The following is an 18,216-nucleotide window of genomic DNA, read 5'->3' as shown; positions in this document are numbered from 1 at the left end:
ACGGCCGCGCAAAAAACAAAACGGGCGGGGCCGGCCAGTGCCCGCCCCGCCCGTTATCGGGAAATCCCGCGAATCGCTCCGCGAGCGGCCGGTGACGGCCTGCCCGCGGGCGCCGCCGTATTACAGCGTACGCGCGACTTCGGTGATCTCGAACACTTCGAACTGATCGCCTTCGACGATGTCGCTGAAGTTCTTGATCGACATACCGCACTCGAAGCCTTGCTTGACTTCCTTGACGTCGTCCTTGAAGCGCTTGAGCGAGTCGAGTTCGCCGGTATGGATGACCACGTTGTTGCGGATCACGCGCACCGACGACGAACGCTTGACGAAACCGTCCGTGACCATACAACCCGCGATCAGGCCGACCTTCGGCACGCGGATCACCTGGCGCACTTCCGCCATACCCGTGACCGTCTCGCGCTTCTCCGGCGCCAGCATGCCCGACATCGCCGCCTTCACCTCATCCACAGCGTCATAGATGATGTTGTAGTAGCGGATGTCGATGCCGTTCGCCTCGGCCACCTTACGCGCCTGTGCATCCGCACGCGTATTGAAGCCGATGATGACCGCCTTCGAAGCCGTTGCCAGGTTGACGTCCGACTCGCTGATCGCACCGACCGCGCTGTGCACGATCTGCACGCGCACTTCGCTGGTCGACAGTTTGACCAGCGATTGCACCAGCGCTTCCTGCGAACCCTGCACGTCGGCCTTGACGATGAGCGGCAGGTTCTGCACTTCGCCTTCGCCCATTTGCTCGAGCATGTTTTCGAGCTTCGCGGCCTGCTGCTTCGCGAGCTTGACGTCGCGGAACTTGCCTTGACGGAACATCGCGATTTCGCGCGCCTTGCGCTCGTCCGGCAGCACGATGACTTCTTCGCCCGCGCCCGGCACTTCCGACAGACCCTGGATTTCGACCGGGATCGACGGCCCCGCTTCCTTCGTGGGCTTGCCCGTTTCGTCGAGCATGGCGCGCACGCGGCCGTAGGCGCTACCGGCCAGCACGACGTCGCCACGGTTCAGCGTACCCGACTGGACGAGGATCGTTGCAACCGGCCCCTTACCCTTGTCGAGCTTCGCTTCGATGACGATGCCCTTGGCCGGCGCTTCGACCGGTGCCTTCAGTTCCAGCACTTCGGCTTGCAGCAGCACGTTTTCGAGCAGATCGTCGATGCCCGCGCCCGTTTTTGCCGACACCGGGACGAACGGCGAGTCGCCGCCGTACTCTTCCGGCACGACGCCTTCCGCGACGAGCTCCTGCTTGACGCGATCGAGGTTCGCATCCGGCTTGTCGATCTTGTTGATCGCCACGACGAGCGGCACGCCCGCAGCCTTCGCGTGCGAGATCGCTTCCTTCGTCTGCGGCATCACGCCGTCGTCGGCCGCGACCACCAGAATGACGATGTCGGTTGCCTTCGCACCGCGAGCACGCATGGCCGTGAAGGCCTCGTGACCCGGCGTGTCGAGGAACGTGATGACGCCACGCGGCGTTTCGACGTGGTAAGCGCCGATGTGCTGCGTAATGCCGCCCGCTTCGCCCGCTGCGACCTTGGCGCGGCGGATGTAGTCGAGCAGCGAGGTCTTGCCGTGGTCGACGTGACCCATGACGGTGACGACCGGCGGACGCGGCAGTTGCTCGGCGTCCGTGGCCGTGGCCTGGCCTTCGACCAGCAGCGCTTCCGGATCGTCGAGCTTCGCGGCAACCGCACGGTGGCCGAGTTCCTCGACGATGATCATCGCCGTTTCCTGGTCGAGCATCTGGTTGATGGTGACCATCTGGCCCATCTTCATCATCACCTTGATGACTTCCGACGCCTTCACGGACATCTTGTGGGCGAGGTCGGCCACGGTGATGGTTTCCGGCACGTGCACTTCACGCACGATCGGCTCGGTCGGCGCCTGGAACGTCGAAGCGTCCTGGTGACGGCCACGGCCCTTCGGGCCGCCGCGCCAGCCGCGGTCCACACCGCCCGACGAATCGCCGCGCGTCTTGATGCCGCGGCGCTTCGCTGCGTCGTCCTGCCAGCCGCCCTTGCCTGCGCCCGGCTTCTTGTTGCGGTCGCCCGCGCCCGCACCCGGCGCGCTCGTCGAGGGCGCGGCCGTCGTGGCGGGCTTCTTCGCACCGGCGCCTGCACCGCCTGCCGGACGCGCTGCCGCGCCTTCCGGACGGGCCGGCTTGTGCAGCGTGCCCTTGGCTTCGGCGGCCTTGGGCGGCTCGACCGGCTTGGGCGGCTCGGGCGCCTTCACCTGCGCCTTGCGCGGCGTGTTCATCATCTCGCGGATCGCACGCGCTTCGGCCTCGGCGGCCGCGCGGCGGCGAGCGATCTCGTCCTGTTCCTTTTGCGCCTTCTCGGCGGCTTCGCGTGCGGCGACCTCGGCCTTCTGGGCCGCTTCGCGCTGCGCGGCGCGCTCGGCGGCGGCGCGCTGCTCGTCTTGCTGATCCTGCTGTTGCTTCACTTCCTTGGCCTGCTCTTCGGCGTTGCGCTGCGCGGCCACGGCCTGGGCGGCCAGTTCGCGAGCGGCGGCTTCGGCCGCTACCTTCTTCTTCGCTGCTTCTTCCTCGGCGCGGCGGCGCTCGGCTTCGGCAGCCTCTTCGCGCGCACGGCGCTCGGACTCTTCACGCGCCAGAAGATCCTGGCGCTCCTTGAGCTCCTGAGCCTGACGCTCCAGCAACTCCGCCTCGCGGCGTGCTTCTTCCTCGCGGCGCTGCAATTCCGCCTCTTCGGCGGCCACTGCTGCGTCGGCGGCATGATTCGATGCGTCCGCCTCACCGGCGGACTCGTCGCGGCGGACGAACGTGCGCTTCTTGCGCACCTCGACCTGAATGGTGCGTGCCTTACCCGTCGAATCGGACTGCTTGATTTCCGACGTATGCCGTTTCGTCAGCGTGATCTTGCGCTTGTCTGCATCAGTCGAGCCGTGAGACTTGCGCAAGTGATCGAGCAGACGCGCCTTGTCGGTTTCCGACAAAGCGTCGCTCTCGCTCGCTTTCGTCACACCCGCCGCCTGCAGCTGCTCGAGCAGCACGCCGGCAGGCATTTTCAGTTCCGCGGCAAATTGGGCTACGTTGTTACTCGCCATTCATTCCTCTTAATGCAAGGACCGATTCCTTGCGGTTGACATCGGGTCATGCGGCCTTAGGCGCCTCGCGTCCTGCAAGGCTCCGCCGCGTTCAGTTCAGTGGGTCATGGTCGCTTCCTGCTCGTCGCGCCCTGATGCAGTTTCCCGTTACCGGGTCACTGGAACCAGTGCTCACGTGCCTTCATGATCAACGCCTTGGCGGCGTCCTCTTCCATTCCCGTCATTTCGACCAGCTCGTCCACGGCCAGCTCGGCGAGCTCGTCGCGGGTGTGAACTTCATGCTGCGCCAGTTTCGCGAGCAGGTCCGGGTCGATGCCGTCCAGACTCTTCAGGTCCAGGGCGGCGCTTTCCACCTTCTCCTCGTTCGCGATGGCTTGCGTAAGCAGCGCATCGCGCGCGCGGTTGCGCAGTTCGTGCACGGTGTCTTCGTCGAACGCCTCGATTTCCAGCATTTCGTTGAGCGGCACGTAGGCGATCTCTTCGAGGCTCGTGAAGCCTTCGTCGATCAGGATGTCGGCGACTTCTTCGTCCACGTCGAGGCGCGCCATGAACAGGTCGCGCAGCACCGTGCGCTCCTGGTTCTGCTTCTGCGCGGATTCGTCCGGCGTCATGATGTTGATCTGCCAGCCGGTCAGTTCGCTGGCCAGACGCACGTTCTGGCCGCTACGGCCGATCGCGACCGCGAGTTCGCTCTCGTCGACCACGACGTCCATCGAGTGCTTCTCTTCGTCGACGACGATCGACTGCACGGCAGCCGGCGCGAGCGCGCCGATCACGAACTGGGCGGGATCCTCCGACCATAGCACGATGTCGACGTTTTCGCCACCGAGCTCGTTGCGCACGGCCTGCACGCGCGAACCGCGAATGCCGACACAGGTGCCGATCGGGTCGATGCGCTTGTCATAAGCCACCACGCCGATCTTGGCGCGCACGCCGGGGTCGCGGGCCGCCGCCTTGATCTCCAGAAGGCCCTGTTCGATTTCGGGCACTTCCATCTCGAACAGCTTCATCAGGAACTCGGGCGCCGTGCGCGAGAGTTCGATCTGCGGGCCGCGCGCGGTGCGGTCGACCTTGCCGATCCAGGCGCGCACGCGGTCGCCCACGCGCAGGTTTTCCTTCGGAATCAACTGGTCGCGGCGCAGCAGCGCTTCCACACGGCCGGATTCGACGATGAAGTTGCCCTTGTCCATGCGCTTGACCGTGCCGGTCATGATGCTTTCGCCGCGCTCGAGGAAGTCGTTCAGGATCTGCTCGCGCTCGGCATCGCGCACCTTTTGCAGGATGACCTGCTTGGCGGCCTGCGCGCCGATACGGCCGAACTCGACCGACGGCACCGGCTGCTCGACGAAACTGTCGATCTGCGCCTCGGGGTCTTGCTCGCGTGCTTCGAACAGCAGGATTTCCTGGTCCGGCTCCTGCAAGCCCGCCTCGTCCGGCACGACGCGCCAGCGGCGGAACGTTTCGTGCTCGCCGCTTTCGCGGTCGATATGCACGCGGATATCCGCATCTTCGTCGAAGAGTTTCTTGGAGGCCGACGCAAGCGCCGCTTCAAGGGCGGCGAACACCACGTCCTTGTCGACATTCTTCTCGCGTGCCAGCGCATCCACCAGCATCAACACTTCGCGACTCATTGTTTGCGGCTCCTAAAGTCAACTTTGGGGACAAGGCGTGCTTTATCGATGTCCGCGAGCGTGAAATCAAGCATCGCGGGCCCCGCCTTCCCTTCGAATTCCAGACCGATGGTCTCGCCTTCGGGAGCATGCACGATGCCCCGGTACGATTTCCGTCCGTCCAATGGCTTTTTCAACGTGATTACCGCCTCGCAGCCTGCGAAGCGTTCGAAGTCCGCCAGTTTTTTCAGCGGACGGTCGAGACCGGGCGACGAGACCTCGAGTCGCTCATAGTCGATGTTCTCGACCGTCAGAACGTGCTGCAGCTGACGCGTGACCTTCTCGCAGTCCTCGATCGCGATCCCCGCGGGCTGATCGATGAAAATGGTCAGCATGCCGCGCCCGGTGCGCTCGAGGTCGACCAGCTCGTAACCGAGTCCGGTGACCGTGGTTTCAATCAGTTCCGTCAGTTGCACAATGCCCACTCCAGATGTTCTGCGCAGCGGGCCGGCAACTTCCTTAGCTTTATTTCTTGCTTCGCCAGGGATTCGCGGGCCGCGCGCCAGGTGAGCGCGCGCGCTTCTCACCTACCTGCCCCACGATGACGAACGACCCAGCCGATTGATTGGCGGCCCCAGAATTGACAATGCCGAGCGTCAAACGTCGGCATATTTCGGGATCCCTGGCGGGATTCCATCATCCCTACCGGGATTCCATTTGGGGCGGACCAAAAAAAAATGGGCGAAACGCCCATCCTCTCACTTAGCCAGGTGGTCGCACCTGGGGCGCGTATTACAGCGCAGATAAAACAGCCGCACGCCCAGCGACTCCGTGATTCTAGCCTTTTTTGGCCACTTACGCAAATCGCCCGGCAAGCCCGGACAGCCTTTTGCGGCTGTTTGCGGACTAACCGGGGCGATTTTCAGGCGTTTTTCGCGCGTGATGCGCTTGCGAGCGCAGCGGCCTTGCGGCTGCGCGTCGCGCCTCGTCAATGACCGCGCGTGCGATTGCGCGGCGTGCCGCGCTGACCGCCGCGACTGTTGCCCCCGGCGTTGCCGCCGGCGCGATTGCCGCTGGCGTTGTTGCCGGGGCCGCCGCGGCGGTTGCCGTTGGGGTTGGCGTTAGCGTTGCCGCCTGCGCGCTTGCCGGCGCCCTGCGCACGGTTGCCGTCCACGTCGCGGCCGCCCGCGCGGTTGCCGCCGCGAGCGCCGAAGCCTTGACCCGCGCCGAAGCCCGAGCCCGCCCCGGCGCCGCCGCCGAAACCACCGGCTGCGCCGCGCCGGCCCTGGCCCTGACGCGGCTGGTTCATCGCGCCGTGCGAGCTGAGCACCGGCTCGCGGTTGATGAAGCCCATCGACGTCTGCATCGGATCGGGCTGACGGCGCTCCTGCTCCTTGCCGCGTCCGCTGCCCTTCTCCTCGCTCGGCGCCTTCAGACCGACCGCCGCCATCAGGCTGCGGACCTCGTTGTCTTCGAGCTCTTCCCAGCGGCCGCGCTTCAGACCCTTGGGCAGTGCGATCGGGCCGTGACGCGTGCGGATCAGGCGGCTCACCATCAGGCCGGCCGCCTCGAACATGCGGCGCACTTCACGGTTGCGGCCTTCGGCCAGCGCGACGTGATACCAGTGATTCGTGCCCTCGCCGCCGCCGTCGCGGATGCGCAGGAAGTTTGCCGGACCGTCTTCAAGCTCGACGCCCTTGAGCAGCTTCTGGCGATTGCCCTCCGTGAGCTCGCCCACCACGCGCACCGCGTACTCGCGCTCCACGCTGTAACGCGGGTGCATGAAGCGGTTTGCCAGGTCGCCCGAGGTCGTGAGCATCAGCAGACCTTCGGTGTTGAAGTCGAGGCGGCCGACGGCCAGCCATTTCGCCGTTTTCATGGGCGGCAGGCGATCGAACACGGAAGGACGCCCTTCCGGATCGGCATGGCTCACGATCTCGCCGGTCGGCTTGTGATAGATCAGCACGCGCGGCGGCTTGTTTTGCAGCTTGCGCTTGATCGGCTTGCCATTCACGCGGACCTGGTCGGTCGGCAGGATGCGCTGGCCGATGTGGGCGGGCTCGCCGTTCACCGAGACGCGCCCGGCGATGATCAGCTCTTCCATATCGCGGCGCGAACCCATGCCGGCGTCCGCGAGCACCTTGTGCAGCTTCGGCGCGTCGTCGTCCGGGCTCAGCACGCGCTTGGGCTGCTGGGCGCGGCCACCACGGCGCAGCATCGGCGCGTGCACGCCCGAGCCGGCGCCATTGTCGGCGTCGAATGCGGGCGAAGTGACGTAAAGGAACAGATCGTCCTGATTGCCCGGATTCGCCGGATTGGCCTCGCCTGCAACAACGGCGGCCTGCTGACCTTCCCCGCGACCCCGGCCCTTCTGGCCCTTTTGGCCCTTTTGGCCCTTCTGGCGGTTGCCCGCGCCCTGCTGGCGCTCACCGCGATTTTCGCCTTGGCGTTCGCCTTGCCGCTCGCCTTGATTGGCGCCACCGTCCGCATTCTGGCGGCGCGGCTTCTTCGCGCCCGCGTCCTTGCGCGGTGCGCGCGCCGGCGCGCCGTCCTGCGGCGCTTGCGTCGCGGCGGGGGCTGCGGACGCTTCCGCACCCTCGGCGGGCACGCCTTCGCCGGACTTTGCCTTGGCGCCCGCGCGGCGGCGCGCGATCAGGCTGCGCGGCCCGCGGCGCAGGCCGCGGCGCGGACGCTCTTCGCCTTCGCCGCCCTGGGCTTCGGCGCCGGGCGCGTTGCCTTCGGCCTGCGAGGCGCGCGAGTCGTCGTCGCGTGCGGACGACGTGCGGCGCGCGGATTCGGACGCATCGGTCGAATCGGTGTCGTGGATATCAGTCAAAACAACCTCAAAATGTCAGGTTGCGCGCCCGCTTGCGGGGCGCGTCAAAAATGCTTGTTGCTTCAGATGCCGCGGCGAGCGGCTTCGTCGTCCGTCGTCGAGACGGGGTCGTCCTGCGCCGCGTCGCGGCGGTCTTCGTGTTCTGCGCCGGCCGCATCAGGTTCATGCGCGGCTGCCTGCGCGTGAGCGTCCGGGGTGGCCCCTTGCTCCGCGAGGTGTGCATCGTGTTGCGCGGCGGTTTCGGCGACGCTTGCTACTGCGTTCACTTCGTCCGCTTCGTCCGGCTCGCCTGCTTCTTGCGCTGCATGTGCGGCGTATGCGCCCGGCGCCTCGTTCGTCTCGCTGGCGAGCGGCCCGGCGGCTTCGTCCTGCTGTGCGGACACCGGCGCATCTTCCGCGCCCGGCGCTCCGGCCTGGGTCGCCACTTCCGTCCCGGCCGTCTCGGGCGGACCGTCCGCCACGAATTGCGCCGCGGCGCTATCGGGAAACTCGATGGCGTGCTGCGCGAGCAATTGCTCGCCAAGCTGATTCGACGGATCGTCGAGCGACGGAAGTTCGTCGAGCGACTTCAGGCCGAGATCATCGAGGAACTGCCGGGTCGTCGCATAGAGCGCCGGGCGGCCCGGCACGTCGCGATGACCGATCACTTCGATCCAGTTGCGGTCTTCGAGCTGCTTGACGACCTGCGTGTTGACCGTGACGCCGCGAATTTCCTCGATGTCGCCGCGCGTGACCGGCTGCCGGTACGCGATGATCGCAAGCGTTTCGAGGACCGCGCGCGAATAGCGCGGCGGCTTTTCGGGGTGCAACCGGTCGAGGTACGTCCGCATGGCCGGCTTGCTCTGAAAGCGCCAGCCCGACGCGAGCCCCACCAGCTCGACGCCGCGCCCGGACCATTGGTGCCGCAGGTCTTCGAGCAGGTTACGGACCGTGTCGGCCGAGATGTCGTCGGCAAACAGTTTGCGCAGTTCGCCGATCTTCAGCGGCTCCTGCGTGCAGATCAATGCAGTCTCGAGGACGATTTTCGCCTCTTGGGTATTCATGCAGCCAGGTCAGACCCTAAGTAAGGTAAATCAGGTTCAAGGAACCGGATCAGACAGACGAAAGACGATATGGAACTGGAGACGCGCTCGCCCGATTCTGATCGGTCATATTGATGGGAGCACGCACCGGGGGGCCGCTAAACGACGCACAAGCAGGCAAAGTGCCAGACCCAGCCGGAGGGAGCCGCGAATTTCCCGCAGGGAATCGCTAGACTGAGCGCCATATTACGCAAAAACGCCGGGTGCGTAAAGACGCTTTCCAGCACGTAAGGCCACGTTTTACCGCGACCTCCCCGCCAGGCGCGCCGCGCCTTCGCGGTGCGCGCGCAGCAGCCGTGCACCACCTCGATGCGCGTCGATGCACGGCGCATTCACCGCACGCTCAGCGTGCTCCAACCGCCTCCAGGTAGCGCGCGAGACGCTCGACGCCCGCGTCGAGCCGCGCCGGATCGCACGCATAGCACCAGCGCACGAAGCCCTCGCCCTGCGGCCCGAACGCGCTGCCAGGCGCAAGCCCGAGGCCCGCGTCGCGCACCAGCGCCTTGCACAGCTCGAGACTGTTCTGCGCGCCCGGCAGGCGGAAAAACAGGTACATGGCGCCATGCGGCACTTTCACGTCGACGCCGGGCAACCTGGCGAGCGCGGCCGCGAGATGGTCGCGCGAGGCGCGCAGATCGGCGACGAGCTCACGCGTGAAAGTCTCGCCGTGCTCCACCGCCGCGATGCCGGCTTGCTGCACGAACGACGGCGCACACGAGGTGTTGTACTCGACCAGCTTGCCGAGGTCGTCGGTCAAGGTGGGCGGCACGACCATCCAGCCGAGCCGCCAGCCGGTCATGAGCCAGGCTTTCGAGAACGAATTGACGCATATCAATCGTTCTTCGCGCGACGCGATATCAAGGAACGAAGGCGCCGTGCGCTCTCCGGCGTCACCGTAGTAGAGGCGTTCGTACACCTCGTCGGCGACGATCCAGATGCCGTGGCGACGGCAGTGTTCGAGCACCGCGCGCTGCTCGTCGCGCGTCATCACCCAGCCGGTCGGGTTATTCGGCGAGTTGATCATCAGCAGGCGCGTCTCGGGCGTGAGCGCCGCCAGCAGCCGGTCGAGGTCGAGCGTCCAGCCGCGCTCGCCGTAGCTGAGCGAAACGGTTTCGACCGCCGCGCCAAGAATCTTCGGAATCTCGACCAGGTTCGGCCACAGCGGCGTTACCGCCACGGCGCGGTCGCCCGCGCCGACCACGAGCTGCGCGGCAAGCATCAGCGCGTTCACCCCGGCGCTCGTCACCGCGATGTTGTCCACCGGCGTAGCGCCGTGCAACGCGCTCACGTAACGCGAAAGCGCTTCGCGCAGCGGTGCGATGCCCAGGTTGTGCGTGTAGAACGTGTCGCCGCGGCCAAGCGCCTCGGCGGCCGCCTCGCGGATGAACGGCGGTGTCACGCGGTCGGACTCACCGAACCAGAACGGCAGCACGTCGGGCACGCCAAAACCGGCATTCGCCACTTCGCGGATCTGCGAGGAGCGCAGCGCACGCACCGCTTCACGCGGCAGGGAGACGGAGGACGACGGATCGAGATCGCTCATCGGAATTTCCGGATCACACACATTGTGGGAAAACGTGAAGTGTAGCGCGCGGCCCGGCGTAACGAGGGCCAGTTCCGCAAGTAACGGCGCGCTGGGCTCGGGGCCGCATTCAGGGCTGCGCCCCGGACTGGCCGGAGCGTTGCCGGATCAGCGACCAGACCGCCTCGGCCGCGGGCGAGAGCGAGCGGTCGCGCCTGCGCACGAGCTCGACGGTGCGCTCGGCGCGCGGCACGAGCGGGCGCGCGAGCAACGACGCGCCGGCCGGCACGGGTAGCGCAAGCCACGGCAGCACGCTGATGCCCACGCCCGCCTCGACGAGACCGAACACGGTGGCCGGATGCCCCAGCTCCTGCACCACGGGTGCGTGCACGCCCTGCTCGCTCATGACGGCGTCGATGAGCGGGCGGCTGCCCGAGGCGTAGTCGAGCATCACGAGCCGCTCGCCGTCGAGTTCCTTCCACGACACCTCCTGGCTCATCGCAAGCGCGTGGTCGCCGCGCACGACCACGCAGAACGAATCGGTGGTCAGGCACTGCGTTTCGAGATCCTCCGCCGCAAAGGGCCCGATGATCACGCCGAAGTCGACCTCGCCCGAGCGGGTCTTGCGCACGACATCGCTCTGCACGTCGTCGCGCAGCCCGAGCGTGATATAGGGAAACTGGCGTCCGCACGCGGCCACGACTTCCGGCATCAGGCGGCACGCGACCGTCGGGCTCGCCGCCACGACCACGCGGCCGCGCCGCTGCTCGCCGATCTCGCGAATCTCGCGCAGCGCGTCGTCGAGATCGTTGAGCAGGCGCGGAATGCTCGCGATCAGGTTCGCCCCGACATCGGTGAGCTGCACCTCCCGCGTGGTCCTGTCCACGAGCTTGACGCCAATCTCGGTCTCCAGCTCGCGCACGCAGCGGCTCACCGCCGACTGCGTGAGGCCGATTTCGTCTCCCGCCCGGCTAAAGCTCTGAAGCCGGGCAACCTCGATGAACACCCGCAATTGCCGCAGCGTCACATTCATCCACTTCCCTCATGAATCATCCATTTTCATGCGATTTTATGCCGGATACCCATCGTTACGGGTAGAGGAATCGCACGGCCCATTGTTCGCCGCAATGCAGCAATAAGGCGCAAACGCACGCCGGACGGGCCTCTTTGCACAAGATTGGTGATTCTCCCGATTTTCTCGGCAAGTGTTTTCGAGTCTTATACGCCCCTGGCAATCTCCCGCGCGGGCTTGGCGCCACGCGGCTTCAAGACGAGAACGTACGTGCTGGCACGGTTTTCGCATTAAGGCACGCACAGGTTCGATGGACGTACCGGCAGCAAGTAGCCCGGTTCGATCCAGCCGGGCCCGCCTGGTACTCCGGCATCCGGTCGGGAGTACATGAAGAGTGCGCAGCGCGGGGCAGCGCACCGGAGATAGCTTCGCTGAGGTGAAACATGATGCTGTTCGACGATTTGAGAGACAACGAATGGGCGCTGGTCGAGGCATTGTTCTGTGCTGAACCGGCACGGAGCGAGCGGCGCGGACGGCCTCGCGTCGAAGCGCGTGCTGTGGTCAACGCGGTGCTCTGGGTGCTGTCGACGGGTGAAGGCTGGTCCAAGCTGCCGGGCCGCTATCCCTCGCCGCCGACCTGCCGCCGCCGTTTCGACGAGTGGCAGGCGGACGGCACGCTTGCGGAGATCGTCAAGCGACTGGGCTCGAACGGGCGCGAGATTTCGCTGCGCGGCCGTATCGGCGCGACGGCCACCAAGCCGCCCGCTCCGCCGAGCCGCGATCGCCTGCGCGGCGCATTCTGGACCAATCCGGAATCGTGGCGCGCGCCGGTCAAGATGGCCTGAGCACGCGCTTGAATCGTTACCCGCCGGGCGCCTCGTGCGCCCGGCGCGTTATCTGGCCACCGATCGGGCTGGCGATTGTGCCGACGGCAGTCGGCGGGTCCGCCAGTCCGCTTTGTGGTTCTCACGGCAACGCCCTTTCGCCCCCATTTTCCCCACCCCGCCATTTCCGGCGCCGCGGGTCGCCCCTTGCGTCTCTCTTGCGACTTCAGGCATCGGGTTTACCCGCCTGATTGATTACCTGCCTGATTACCTGATTGGCTGCTGAGCGGCCACCTGAGCCCTGATCGCCGCCGCATCGCTGCGCGCGCAACGATCGCGCGCGCCCGTGCGATACATCTATTTACGAATATTTACAGCATGCTTTCGCGCGCAACGTTAGCTTAGGAGCATGTCCATTAACGTCAAGAATCTGGATTGACGGGAAGCCGCCATGAAATCCATGAACCTGCACATTCGGGGCATCATGGTTTCGCTGTTAGCCCTCGCCCTCTTCACGCCCACGGCGTCGTTCGTGTCGTTGAGTGCCTCGGCCCAGCCGCCGCGCGCCTCTGTACCGAACTGGTCGATCTCCCGCACCGGCGCCCATGCGTGGCCGCCTGCCGCGCCGGGCGAAGAGGCCGGCAACCGGCCCGTGCCGCGTGGAGACCTGCGTGGCGATATTGCCGACAACGCGCGCCGCAGCGCGCCGCCACGGCAGGAGCCGCCACAGCGCCGTTGAAGCGGCCGCAGCGAAATCACTGAAGCACTGCTGAGCGCGTAGCCCCGATCCCGATGCCATGCCGACTCAGCATATACCCTGCCCCTGGGAACCACCTCGCGTTGCGGGCGGTCTACCCTTAGCCATTAAGCACAGCGTGGCAGCAGTAATTCCGGTAAGCCCGTATCTTTCGATGCGGGCTTTTTTTTGAGCGACAACGAGGTGGGAGAATACGGGAAGGGAGCGGGAAGTCTCGGGACAGCCCGGACAAAACAGATGGCTCGGCCGCACGGTGATCGAACGGCAGTCGGACAGCGATCAAACCACAGTGGAGGTGCGGTCGAATTACTGGCTCGCCTCGAGACCGGACTGCGGCACGCGCTCGGCCACGTAGTCGGCCACGCGGTGAGCGCTCCACTGCACCGTGCGCTCGTCGCGGGCAAGACGCGCGAACTCCGCACGCCCGCGATCGGTAAGCACCGCGATGTCGACCGGAGCATGAAAACCCGGCGCCGGCGCAACCGTGCGCTGCCGGACGATATCCATCATGCCGAGATCGCGCAAATACTGGAACACCTCTGGACGACGCGCCCACGGGACCTGCCGATACTGCACCCGCCGCAGCGCTTCGAGTACTGCTTCGTTGGAATACGTGGTCATCTCACTTCTTTCTTAAAATGCAGTCCTGCGATCATCAAGCCCGATTCGAGCCAGACCGGAGCCAGTCCAGCCCCGTCGCGAACCGGCTTCGGCGCAAGTGCCACGGGCTGCGACATCGTGCCCTCGCGTCTCCTCACGGGCGCATGCGCCCTGTCCGTACACTGCGCGGCGGCAGGGACTGCGGTTATCCGGGCCCCCGTGAAAGCGGATTCGCCGCCTTCCGCACGGCCAGCGCCACGCCACGCTCGCGGCGCAAAGGGCGGTTGGACGCACATCTTCCCGAAAACAATACGTTACCTCATCCAAATTGATTCTAATCGTTTTGTTTGCGCTATTTATTGCGCTAGCCATGCTGTGGCGCAGCGCTCGCTGGCGTGTCGCCGCCTGCGCGGTGCTCGTCTTCTGGCTCCTCGCCTCGGGCTGGCTGTCCGGGCTGCTGCTCGATTTCGCACAACCCGAGATGTATCGCACTCCCTACGATCAGGCGACGATTGGCCCGGCGAGCTTTGGGCCGCGTACCGCCATCATCCTGCTGGGCGGGGGCACCGACGATCGCAACGGGCAACTGGTGCCCAGGCGCGACGTTTATGCGCGCATCGCGCTCGCTGCCTCGCTGCACGCGCAATGCGCCCGAGCGAAGGGCGTGTGCCGGGTGATCGTGAGCGGCGGCAATCCGCAACACCACGCGAGCGCGGAAGCCGACAACTATGCGCCCTACCTGCTGCGCGCCGGCGTGCCGCGCGCCGATCTCGTCCTCGAGAACCAGAGCCTCACGACCTGGCAAAACGCCCGCAACGTCACCCCCATCGTGAGCGCCGAGGACGCCGACACGCTCCTGCTCGTGACCTCCTCGTACCATATGCGACGCGCGATGCTCGATTTCCGGCGCTTCGACATGAAGCCGCTGCCCGCGGTCGCGAGCGTGCGCCGGGTCGAGCGCGGCCTGTTGCCACGCGCGGCCAATCTCGAATCCGCCGAAACCGCGCTCCACGAATTGATTGGGATTGCGCAGTTTTATGTCTATCGGATGATTGGCTGGTTCTAGGGTGACCGATATGCCACACCAGATGTAACCAGATGTAACTCCTGCGCGGACGCCTTACGCGATGTCATCTGGGGCGAGTATTTGCTCGTTAGAATGACATGTCCATCCTGCTTGGACAGGTACCGGCTGGGTCCATAAACCACTCCTTCGGAGGTAGCGATGAAAAAAGTGTCCCTCGCAGTCCTGATTTCGCTTTCCGCGCTGACGGGCGCCGCGTATGCGCAGTCGGACAACGGCATCACGATGAGCACCGATCCGGCAAGGGCTGACGACGTCCTGCAACGCGCGCAAGCCCTGCAACAGCGCCAGGACGCGACCCCGCAACCGGCGGCACCCGCCATGCACCACAAGTCGGGCCATTCGTCGCACCACAAGAAGCCCGCGCAGTCCCAGTAAGCGCGCGGGTCGCGCCGCCCGCCGCACGCGGGCTGCACTTCCCGAAAATACGAAGCCGATGCCGGTCGTCCCGTCGTCGGCTTTTTTGTTGGCGATTTCCCGTTGGCCCTGCTGGTTGCCGCCTTCGTTTGCGCTCCGGCTGCCGTCCCGATGTTCGCAGCGGCCTCCCACGGCCGTGCGGGCGCGGTATGCTAAAGTCGCGCACCTCGAATCCGACCCGCCGGGACAGCCCCGGCCGGGCCAGGCCCAACCCCTGTGCGCGCCACGCGCGGAGATACACAATGAGCAACATCCAGCTCGACATCGAATGGACCGAAGCGGCTTCCCGCAAGATCGAAAAACTGATGCCGCGCGGCGGCAATCAGGACGCCTATCTCGCACTGCCCCCCATCGAGTGCCTGCCGATGGAAGGCGACGTGCTGTTCCTCGGCCCGGCCGGCAAGCAACAGCCGTTCATCGTCGCGGAACGTCAGTACCATCATGAAGGCGATGCCGACTGGACCATCATCCTGATCCTCGACGTACCCGGCACGGCGCACTGAGCGACACAGGGCAAAACACCAGGCAGACCGCGCACAACACGGCGCGACAGACCGGTCGACGCACGCGGCGCATCAGGCACGCCGCGTGCGCGCACAATTTTCCGATAGTCCGTACACTTGACGGCAAGACCTACCGCCGCCGGGCGGGCGTCTGCGACACACGGCACACGCCCGGCGCAGTCCACGGGGCCCACCGGTCCCAGCAGGCCAACGCACCGCGCCCCCGCGCGACCCAAGCCATGTCGAACGATACGTCGAACGCAAAGGCGACTCCGGCCACCAGCCTGCTCGCCCAGTTGCAGCCGCGCGCCGGCGGCTGGGGCGCGCAGTGGCGTGGTTGTGCGCTCGGCAGCGCGTTCCAGCCCGTGCTTTCGATCACGCATCAGCGCGTAGTGGGCTATGAGGCGCTCCTGCGCGTGACCGACGCCACAGGCCACGCCGTCGCCCCGCCCGATCTGTTCGCCAGCGCCGACGGCGCCGAGGCGCAACAACTCGATGAACTCGCCCGCTGCCTGCACCTCGCGAACTTCGTCGAGCAAGGCATCGACACCGGCTGGATCTTCCTGAACACGCTGCCGCGCAGCGCGCGCGCCGCAGACCCCGCGCAGGCGGCCATCGACGGCCTGTGCCGGCATTTCGACTTCCCGCACGAGCGCGTGGTGATCGAGGTGCTCGAGCAGCGCGGCGGCGACGAGCACAGCTCCTTCGTCGACGAACGCCCGTCCGCGGGCGGGCGCGACTTTCTCGTTGCGCTCGACGACTTCGGCGCCGGCTTCTCCAATTTCGATCGCGTCTGGCGCTACCGCCCGGACATCGTCAAGCTCGACCGCTCGCTCGTCACGCGCGCGGCGAGCGGCGAGAACCATGTGGCCTTCATCGCGGAACTCATCTCGATCCTGCATCACGCGGGCACGATGGTGCTGGCCGAAGGCGTCGAGACCGAAGCGCAATTGATGGTGCTGATGCAGGCCGACGTCGATCTCGTGCAGGGGTTCTGGTTCGGCGAGCCGCAGGCCTCGGTGCGCGAGGCGGGCGCCGCCGCGCCCGCGCTCGCGCAGTCGATGTGGCAACGCTTCGCGCAGTACCAGCGCAGCACGGAGATCATCGAGCAGATCAACTTCGGCGCGCTCTCGCACACCATGTTGGTCGGCGCACGCGTGCTCACCGGCGGCGGCACGCTCGAAGCGGCCGCCGCGGCGATTTTCGGCGACGGCGGCAGTCACGCGCAGCGCGTATTCGCCGCCGACGAGCATGGCGAGCAGCACGCGCCCTCGATCGCGGCGCCAGGCGTCGGGCCGCCCGCGCGCCTCGCGCCCTTCTACCCCGACACCGACAGCAACTGGTCGCGCCGCGAATATTTCCGGCGCGCGCTCGCCGCGCCCGGACGCGTGGCGGTGATGGGACCACACTACTCGCTCAACGACGGCGAGCTCTGCTACACGGCCGCCATCGCCCTCGACTTCGGCGGAGCGACACATGTGCTGTGCGCGGACTTTCCGCCCGAGCACGGGCCGCGCGAGCGGCCGTCGCGTCAGCAAAACGGCCGGCGCGCCTGACGCGGTTCACTCGGCGATGCGCCGCCGCCCGGCCTTCACGTCGCTGTGCCGGGCTTTCGCGTCGAGGCGTCGCTGCTTCGAGGCGCGCGTCGGGCGGGTCGCCACGCGCGCCTTGCGCGTGACGCTCACGCTGTCGACCAGTTCTTCGAGCCGCGCGAGCGCGGCCACGCGGTTCTGGTCCTGGGTGCGGTATTCCTGCGACTTGATGACAACGATGCCCTCGCGCGAGATACGCCGGTCGGCGAGCGCAAGCAGGCGCATCTTCAGCACCTCGGGCAGCGACGAGGCGCGGATGTCGAAGCGCAGATGAATCGCGCTCGACACCTTGTTGACGTTCTGGCCGCCCGCGCCCTGGGCGCGCACGGCAACGAGTTCGATTTCCTGCAACGGGATAGCGGCGCGGTGGGTCATAAGCGAAAGGAAGCCAGGCGGACAAGCCACGCGGCAGTGTCGCACAGCGCCGCGCGCGCGGCGAGCCGGGCGCAGTGAAGATGGCAGGTACGCGAAATGCATCAAACGAGACAACCCGCCGCGCTGTGGGTTTGCCGCCGCACGGCGCATGAACCATAATCCGGACATCCTCCCGGTTGAACCCTTCAGGAGCACGCAACCGATGAAGCTGCGTCCTGCATTCGTCGCCGAACTGGCGGTCAACCTGCTGCTTCCCTGGGTCGCTTACCGTCTCGCCCAACCGCATTGGGGCGAGCTTGGCGGCCTCATCGCCTCCGCCGTTCCGCCGCTTGCCTGGAGCATCGTCGAGCTGGTGCGCTTTCGGCGTGTCGACGCGCTTTCGGCCGTCATTCTGCTCGGCATCGCGCTCTCGCTGCTCGCCATGGCGTTCGGCGGCAGCACACGCGTGCTGCTGATGCGCGAGAGCCTCGCCGCGGGCGCGATCGGCGTGACTTTCCTGTGCTCGCTGCTGGGCAAGCGGCCGCTCGTGTTCTATCTCACGCGCGCCACGGTCGCGCGCGAAACGCGCGAGGGCGTCGCGCGGCTCGAACTGCTCTGGGCCGACAACCCCAGTTTCGCCGCCGCCATGCGGCTGCTCACGCTCGTGTGGGGCGTGGGCTTGTGCGCCGACTCGGCGCTGCGCACCTGGCTTGCCGCCACCTGGCCGATCGAGCGCTTTCTCGTCGTCTCGCCCATCATCGGCTACGGCGTGTTCGGCGGCCTGATGGCGTGGACCTTCTGGTATCGCACGCGCATGCGCCGCATACGCGGCACGCATGGCCTGCTCGGCGACGCCAGCACGCTCAGCGTCGATTGACGCGCGCGGGAAAGCCCGCATGCAACGACGGTCAGATCGTGCCCGAAATCAGTTAGACTCAGCGCCAC

15 protein-coding genes and 1 pseudogene are annotated in these 18,216 nt (G+C 66.5%); 7 read left to right on the top strand and 9 right to left on the bottom strand.

Features of this window, described 5'->3' with window-relative positions; translation table 11 throughout:
• Nucleotides 1-120: 120 nt before the first annotated feature.
• From infB to C7402_RS34655, 7 genes are all read right to left on the bottom strand, one after another.
• A complete protein-coding gene (gene infB / locus C7402_RS34685; RefSeq protein WP_112174731.1) occupies nt 121-3,078 on the bottom strand; it encodes a translation initiation factor IF-2 in 2,958 nt (985 codons plus the stop codon).
• 155 nt (nt 3,079-3,233) lie between these two features.
• On the bottom strand, nt 3,234-4,709 hold the full coding sequence (nusA, locus tag C7402_RS34680; protein WP_116613786.1) for a transcription termination factor NusA: 1,476 nt from the start codon (nt 4,707-4,709) through the stop codon (nt 3,234-3,236).
• Complete coding sequence (rimP, locus tag C7402_RS34675) at nt 4,706-5,164, bottom strand: ribosome maturation factor RimP (protein ID WP_112174795.1); 459 nt, start codon at nt 5,162-5,164, stop codon at nt 4,706-4,708. The genes nusA and rimP overlap by 4 nt, the downstream gene beginning before the upstream one ends.
• 512 nt (nt 5,165-5,676) lie before the next feature.
• Nucleotides 5,677-7,524, bottom strand: a complete 1,848-nt coding sequence (rluB, locus tag C7402_RS34670) for a 23S rRNA pseudouridine(2605) synthase RluB (RefSeq protein WP_116613785.1) — start codon at nt 7,522-7,524, stop codon at nt 5,677-5,679.
• Nucleotides 7,525-7,586: 62 nt separating this feature from the next.
• Nucleotides 7,587-8,567 (bottom strand): SMC-Scp complex subunit ScpB, encoded by a 981-nt coding sequence (gene scpB / locus C7402_RS34665; RefSeq protein ID WP_116613784.1) that lies wholly within the window; start codon nt 8,565-8,567, stop codon nt 7,587-7,589.
• A 382-nt stretch (nt 8,568-8,949) separates the two neighbouring features.
• Nucleotides 8,950-10,149, bottom strand: coding sequence for a pyridoxal phosphate-dependent aminotransferase (locus C7402_RS34660; RefSeq protein WP_116613783.1), 1,200 nt, complete (start codon nt 10,147-10,149; stop codon nt 8,950-8,952).
• Between the two features lie 109 nt (nt 10,150-10,258).
• Entirely contained in the window at nt 10,259-11,161 is a 903-nt protein-coding gene (locus C7402_RS34655) for a LysR family transcriptional regulator (protein WP_116613782.1), read from the bottom strand.
• Between the two features lie 425 nt (nt 11,162-11,586).
• Here C7402_RS34655 and C7402_RS34650 point away from each other — a divergent pair.
• A pseudogene (locus tag C7402_RS34650) lies at nt 11,587-11,982 on the top strand (transposase); the annotation flags it as partial.
• 433 nt (nt 11,983-12,415) lie between these two features.
• Nucleotides 12,416-12,703 (top strand): hypothetical protein, encoded by a 288-nt coding sequence (locus tag C7402_RS46525; protein ID WP_133254608.1) that lies wholly within the window; start codon nt 12,416-12,418, stop codon nt 12,701-12,703.
• Nucleotides 12,704-13,027: 324 nt separating this feature from the next.
• Here C7402_RS46525 and C7402_RS34640 read toward each other — a convergent pair whose 3' ends face one another.
• Nucleotides 13,028-13,342, bottom strand: coding sequence for a hypothetical protein (locus C7402_RS34640; protein WP_069267881.1), 315 nt, complete (start codon nt 13,340-13,342; stop codon nt 13,028-13,030).
• Between the two features lie 349 nt (nt 13,343-13,691).
• Here C7402_RS34640 and C7402_RS34635 point away from each other — a divergent pair, with 349 nt between their 5' ends.
• The 4 genes from C7402_RS34635 (at nt 13,692) to C7402_RS34620 (ending at nt 16,881) form a co-directional block, all read left to right on the top strand.
• The gene (locus C7402_RS34635) at nt 13,692-14,387 is read left to right on the top strand and encodes a YdcF family protein (protein ID WP_116613780.1); all 696 of its coding nucleotides are present in this window, start codon (nt 13,692-13,694) and stop codon (nt 14,385-14,387) included.
• 159 nt (nt 14,388-14,546) lie between these two features.
• Nucleotides 14,547-14,783 (top strand): hypothetical protein, encoded by a 237-nt coding sequence (locus tag C7402_RS34630; RefSeq protein WP_112174739.1) that lies wholly within the window; start codon nt 14,547-14,549, stop codon nt 14,781-14,783.
• Nucleotides 14,784-15,064: 281 nt separating this feature from the next.
• Nucleotides 15,065-15,325 carry a DNA-binding protein gene (locus C7402_RS34625; protein ID WP_112174740.1) on the top strand — a complete coding sequence of 87 codons (261 nt, stop codon included), beginning with the start codon at nt 15,065-15,067 and terminating at the stop codon, nt 15,323-15,325.
• Nucleotides 15,326-15,564: 239 nt separating this feature from the next.
• Entirely contained in the window at nt 15,565-16,881 is a 1,317-nt protein-coding gene (locus C7402_RS34620; protein WP_116613779.1) for a sensor domain-containing phosphodiesterase, read from the top strand.
• A gap of 6 nt (nt 16,882-16,887) precedes the next feature.
• Here C7402_RS34620 and arfB read toward each other — a convergent pair whose 3' ends face one another.
• Nucleotides 16,888-17,292 (bottom strand): alternative ribosome rescue aminoacyl-tRNA hydrolase ArfB, encoded by a 405-nt coding sequence (gene arfB, locus C7402_RS34615; protein WP_112174742.1) that lies wholly within the window; start codon nt 17,290-17,292, stop codon nt 16,888-16,890.
• A gap of 202 nt (nt 17,293-17,494) precedes the next feature.
• On the opposite strand from arfB, the gene C7402_RS34610 reads away from it, so the two are divergent.
• A complete protein-coding gene (locus C7402_RS34610) occupies nt 17,495-18,148 on the top strand; it encodes a VC0807 family protein (RefSeq protein ID WP_112174743.1) in 654 nt (217 codons plus the stop codon).
• The last annotated feature ends 68 nt before the right edge of the window (nt 18,149-18,216 follow it).

This window comes from Paraburkholderia unamae, from assembly GCF_003096875.1.
Taxonomy (GTDB): domain Bacteria; phylum Pseudomonadota; class Gammaproteobacteria; order Burkholderiales; family Burkholderiaceae; genus Paraburkholderia; species Paraburkholderia unamae.
This window is presented reverse-complemented; position numbering and strand designations above follow the sequence as displayed.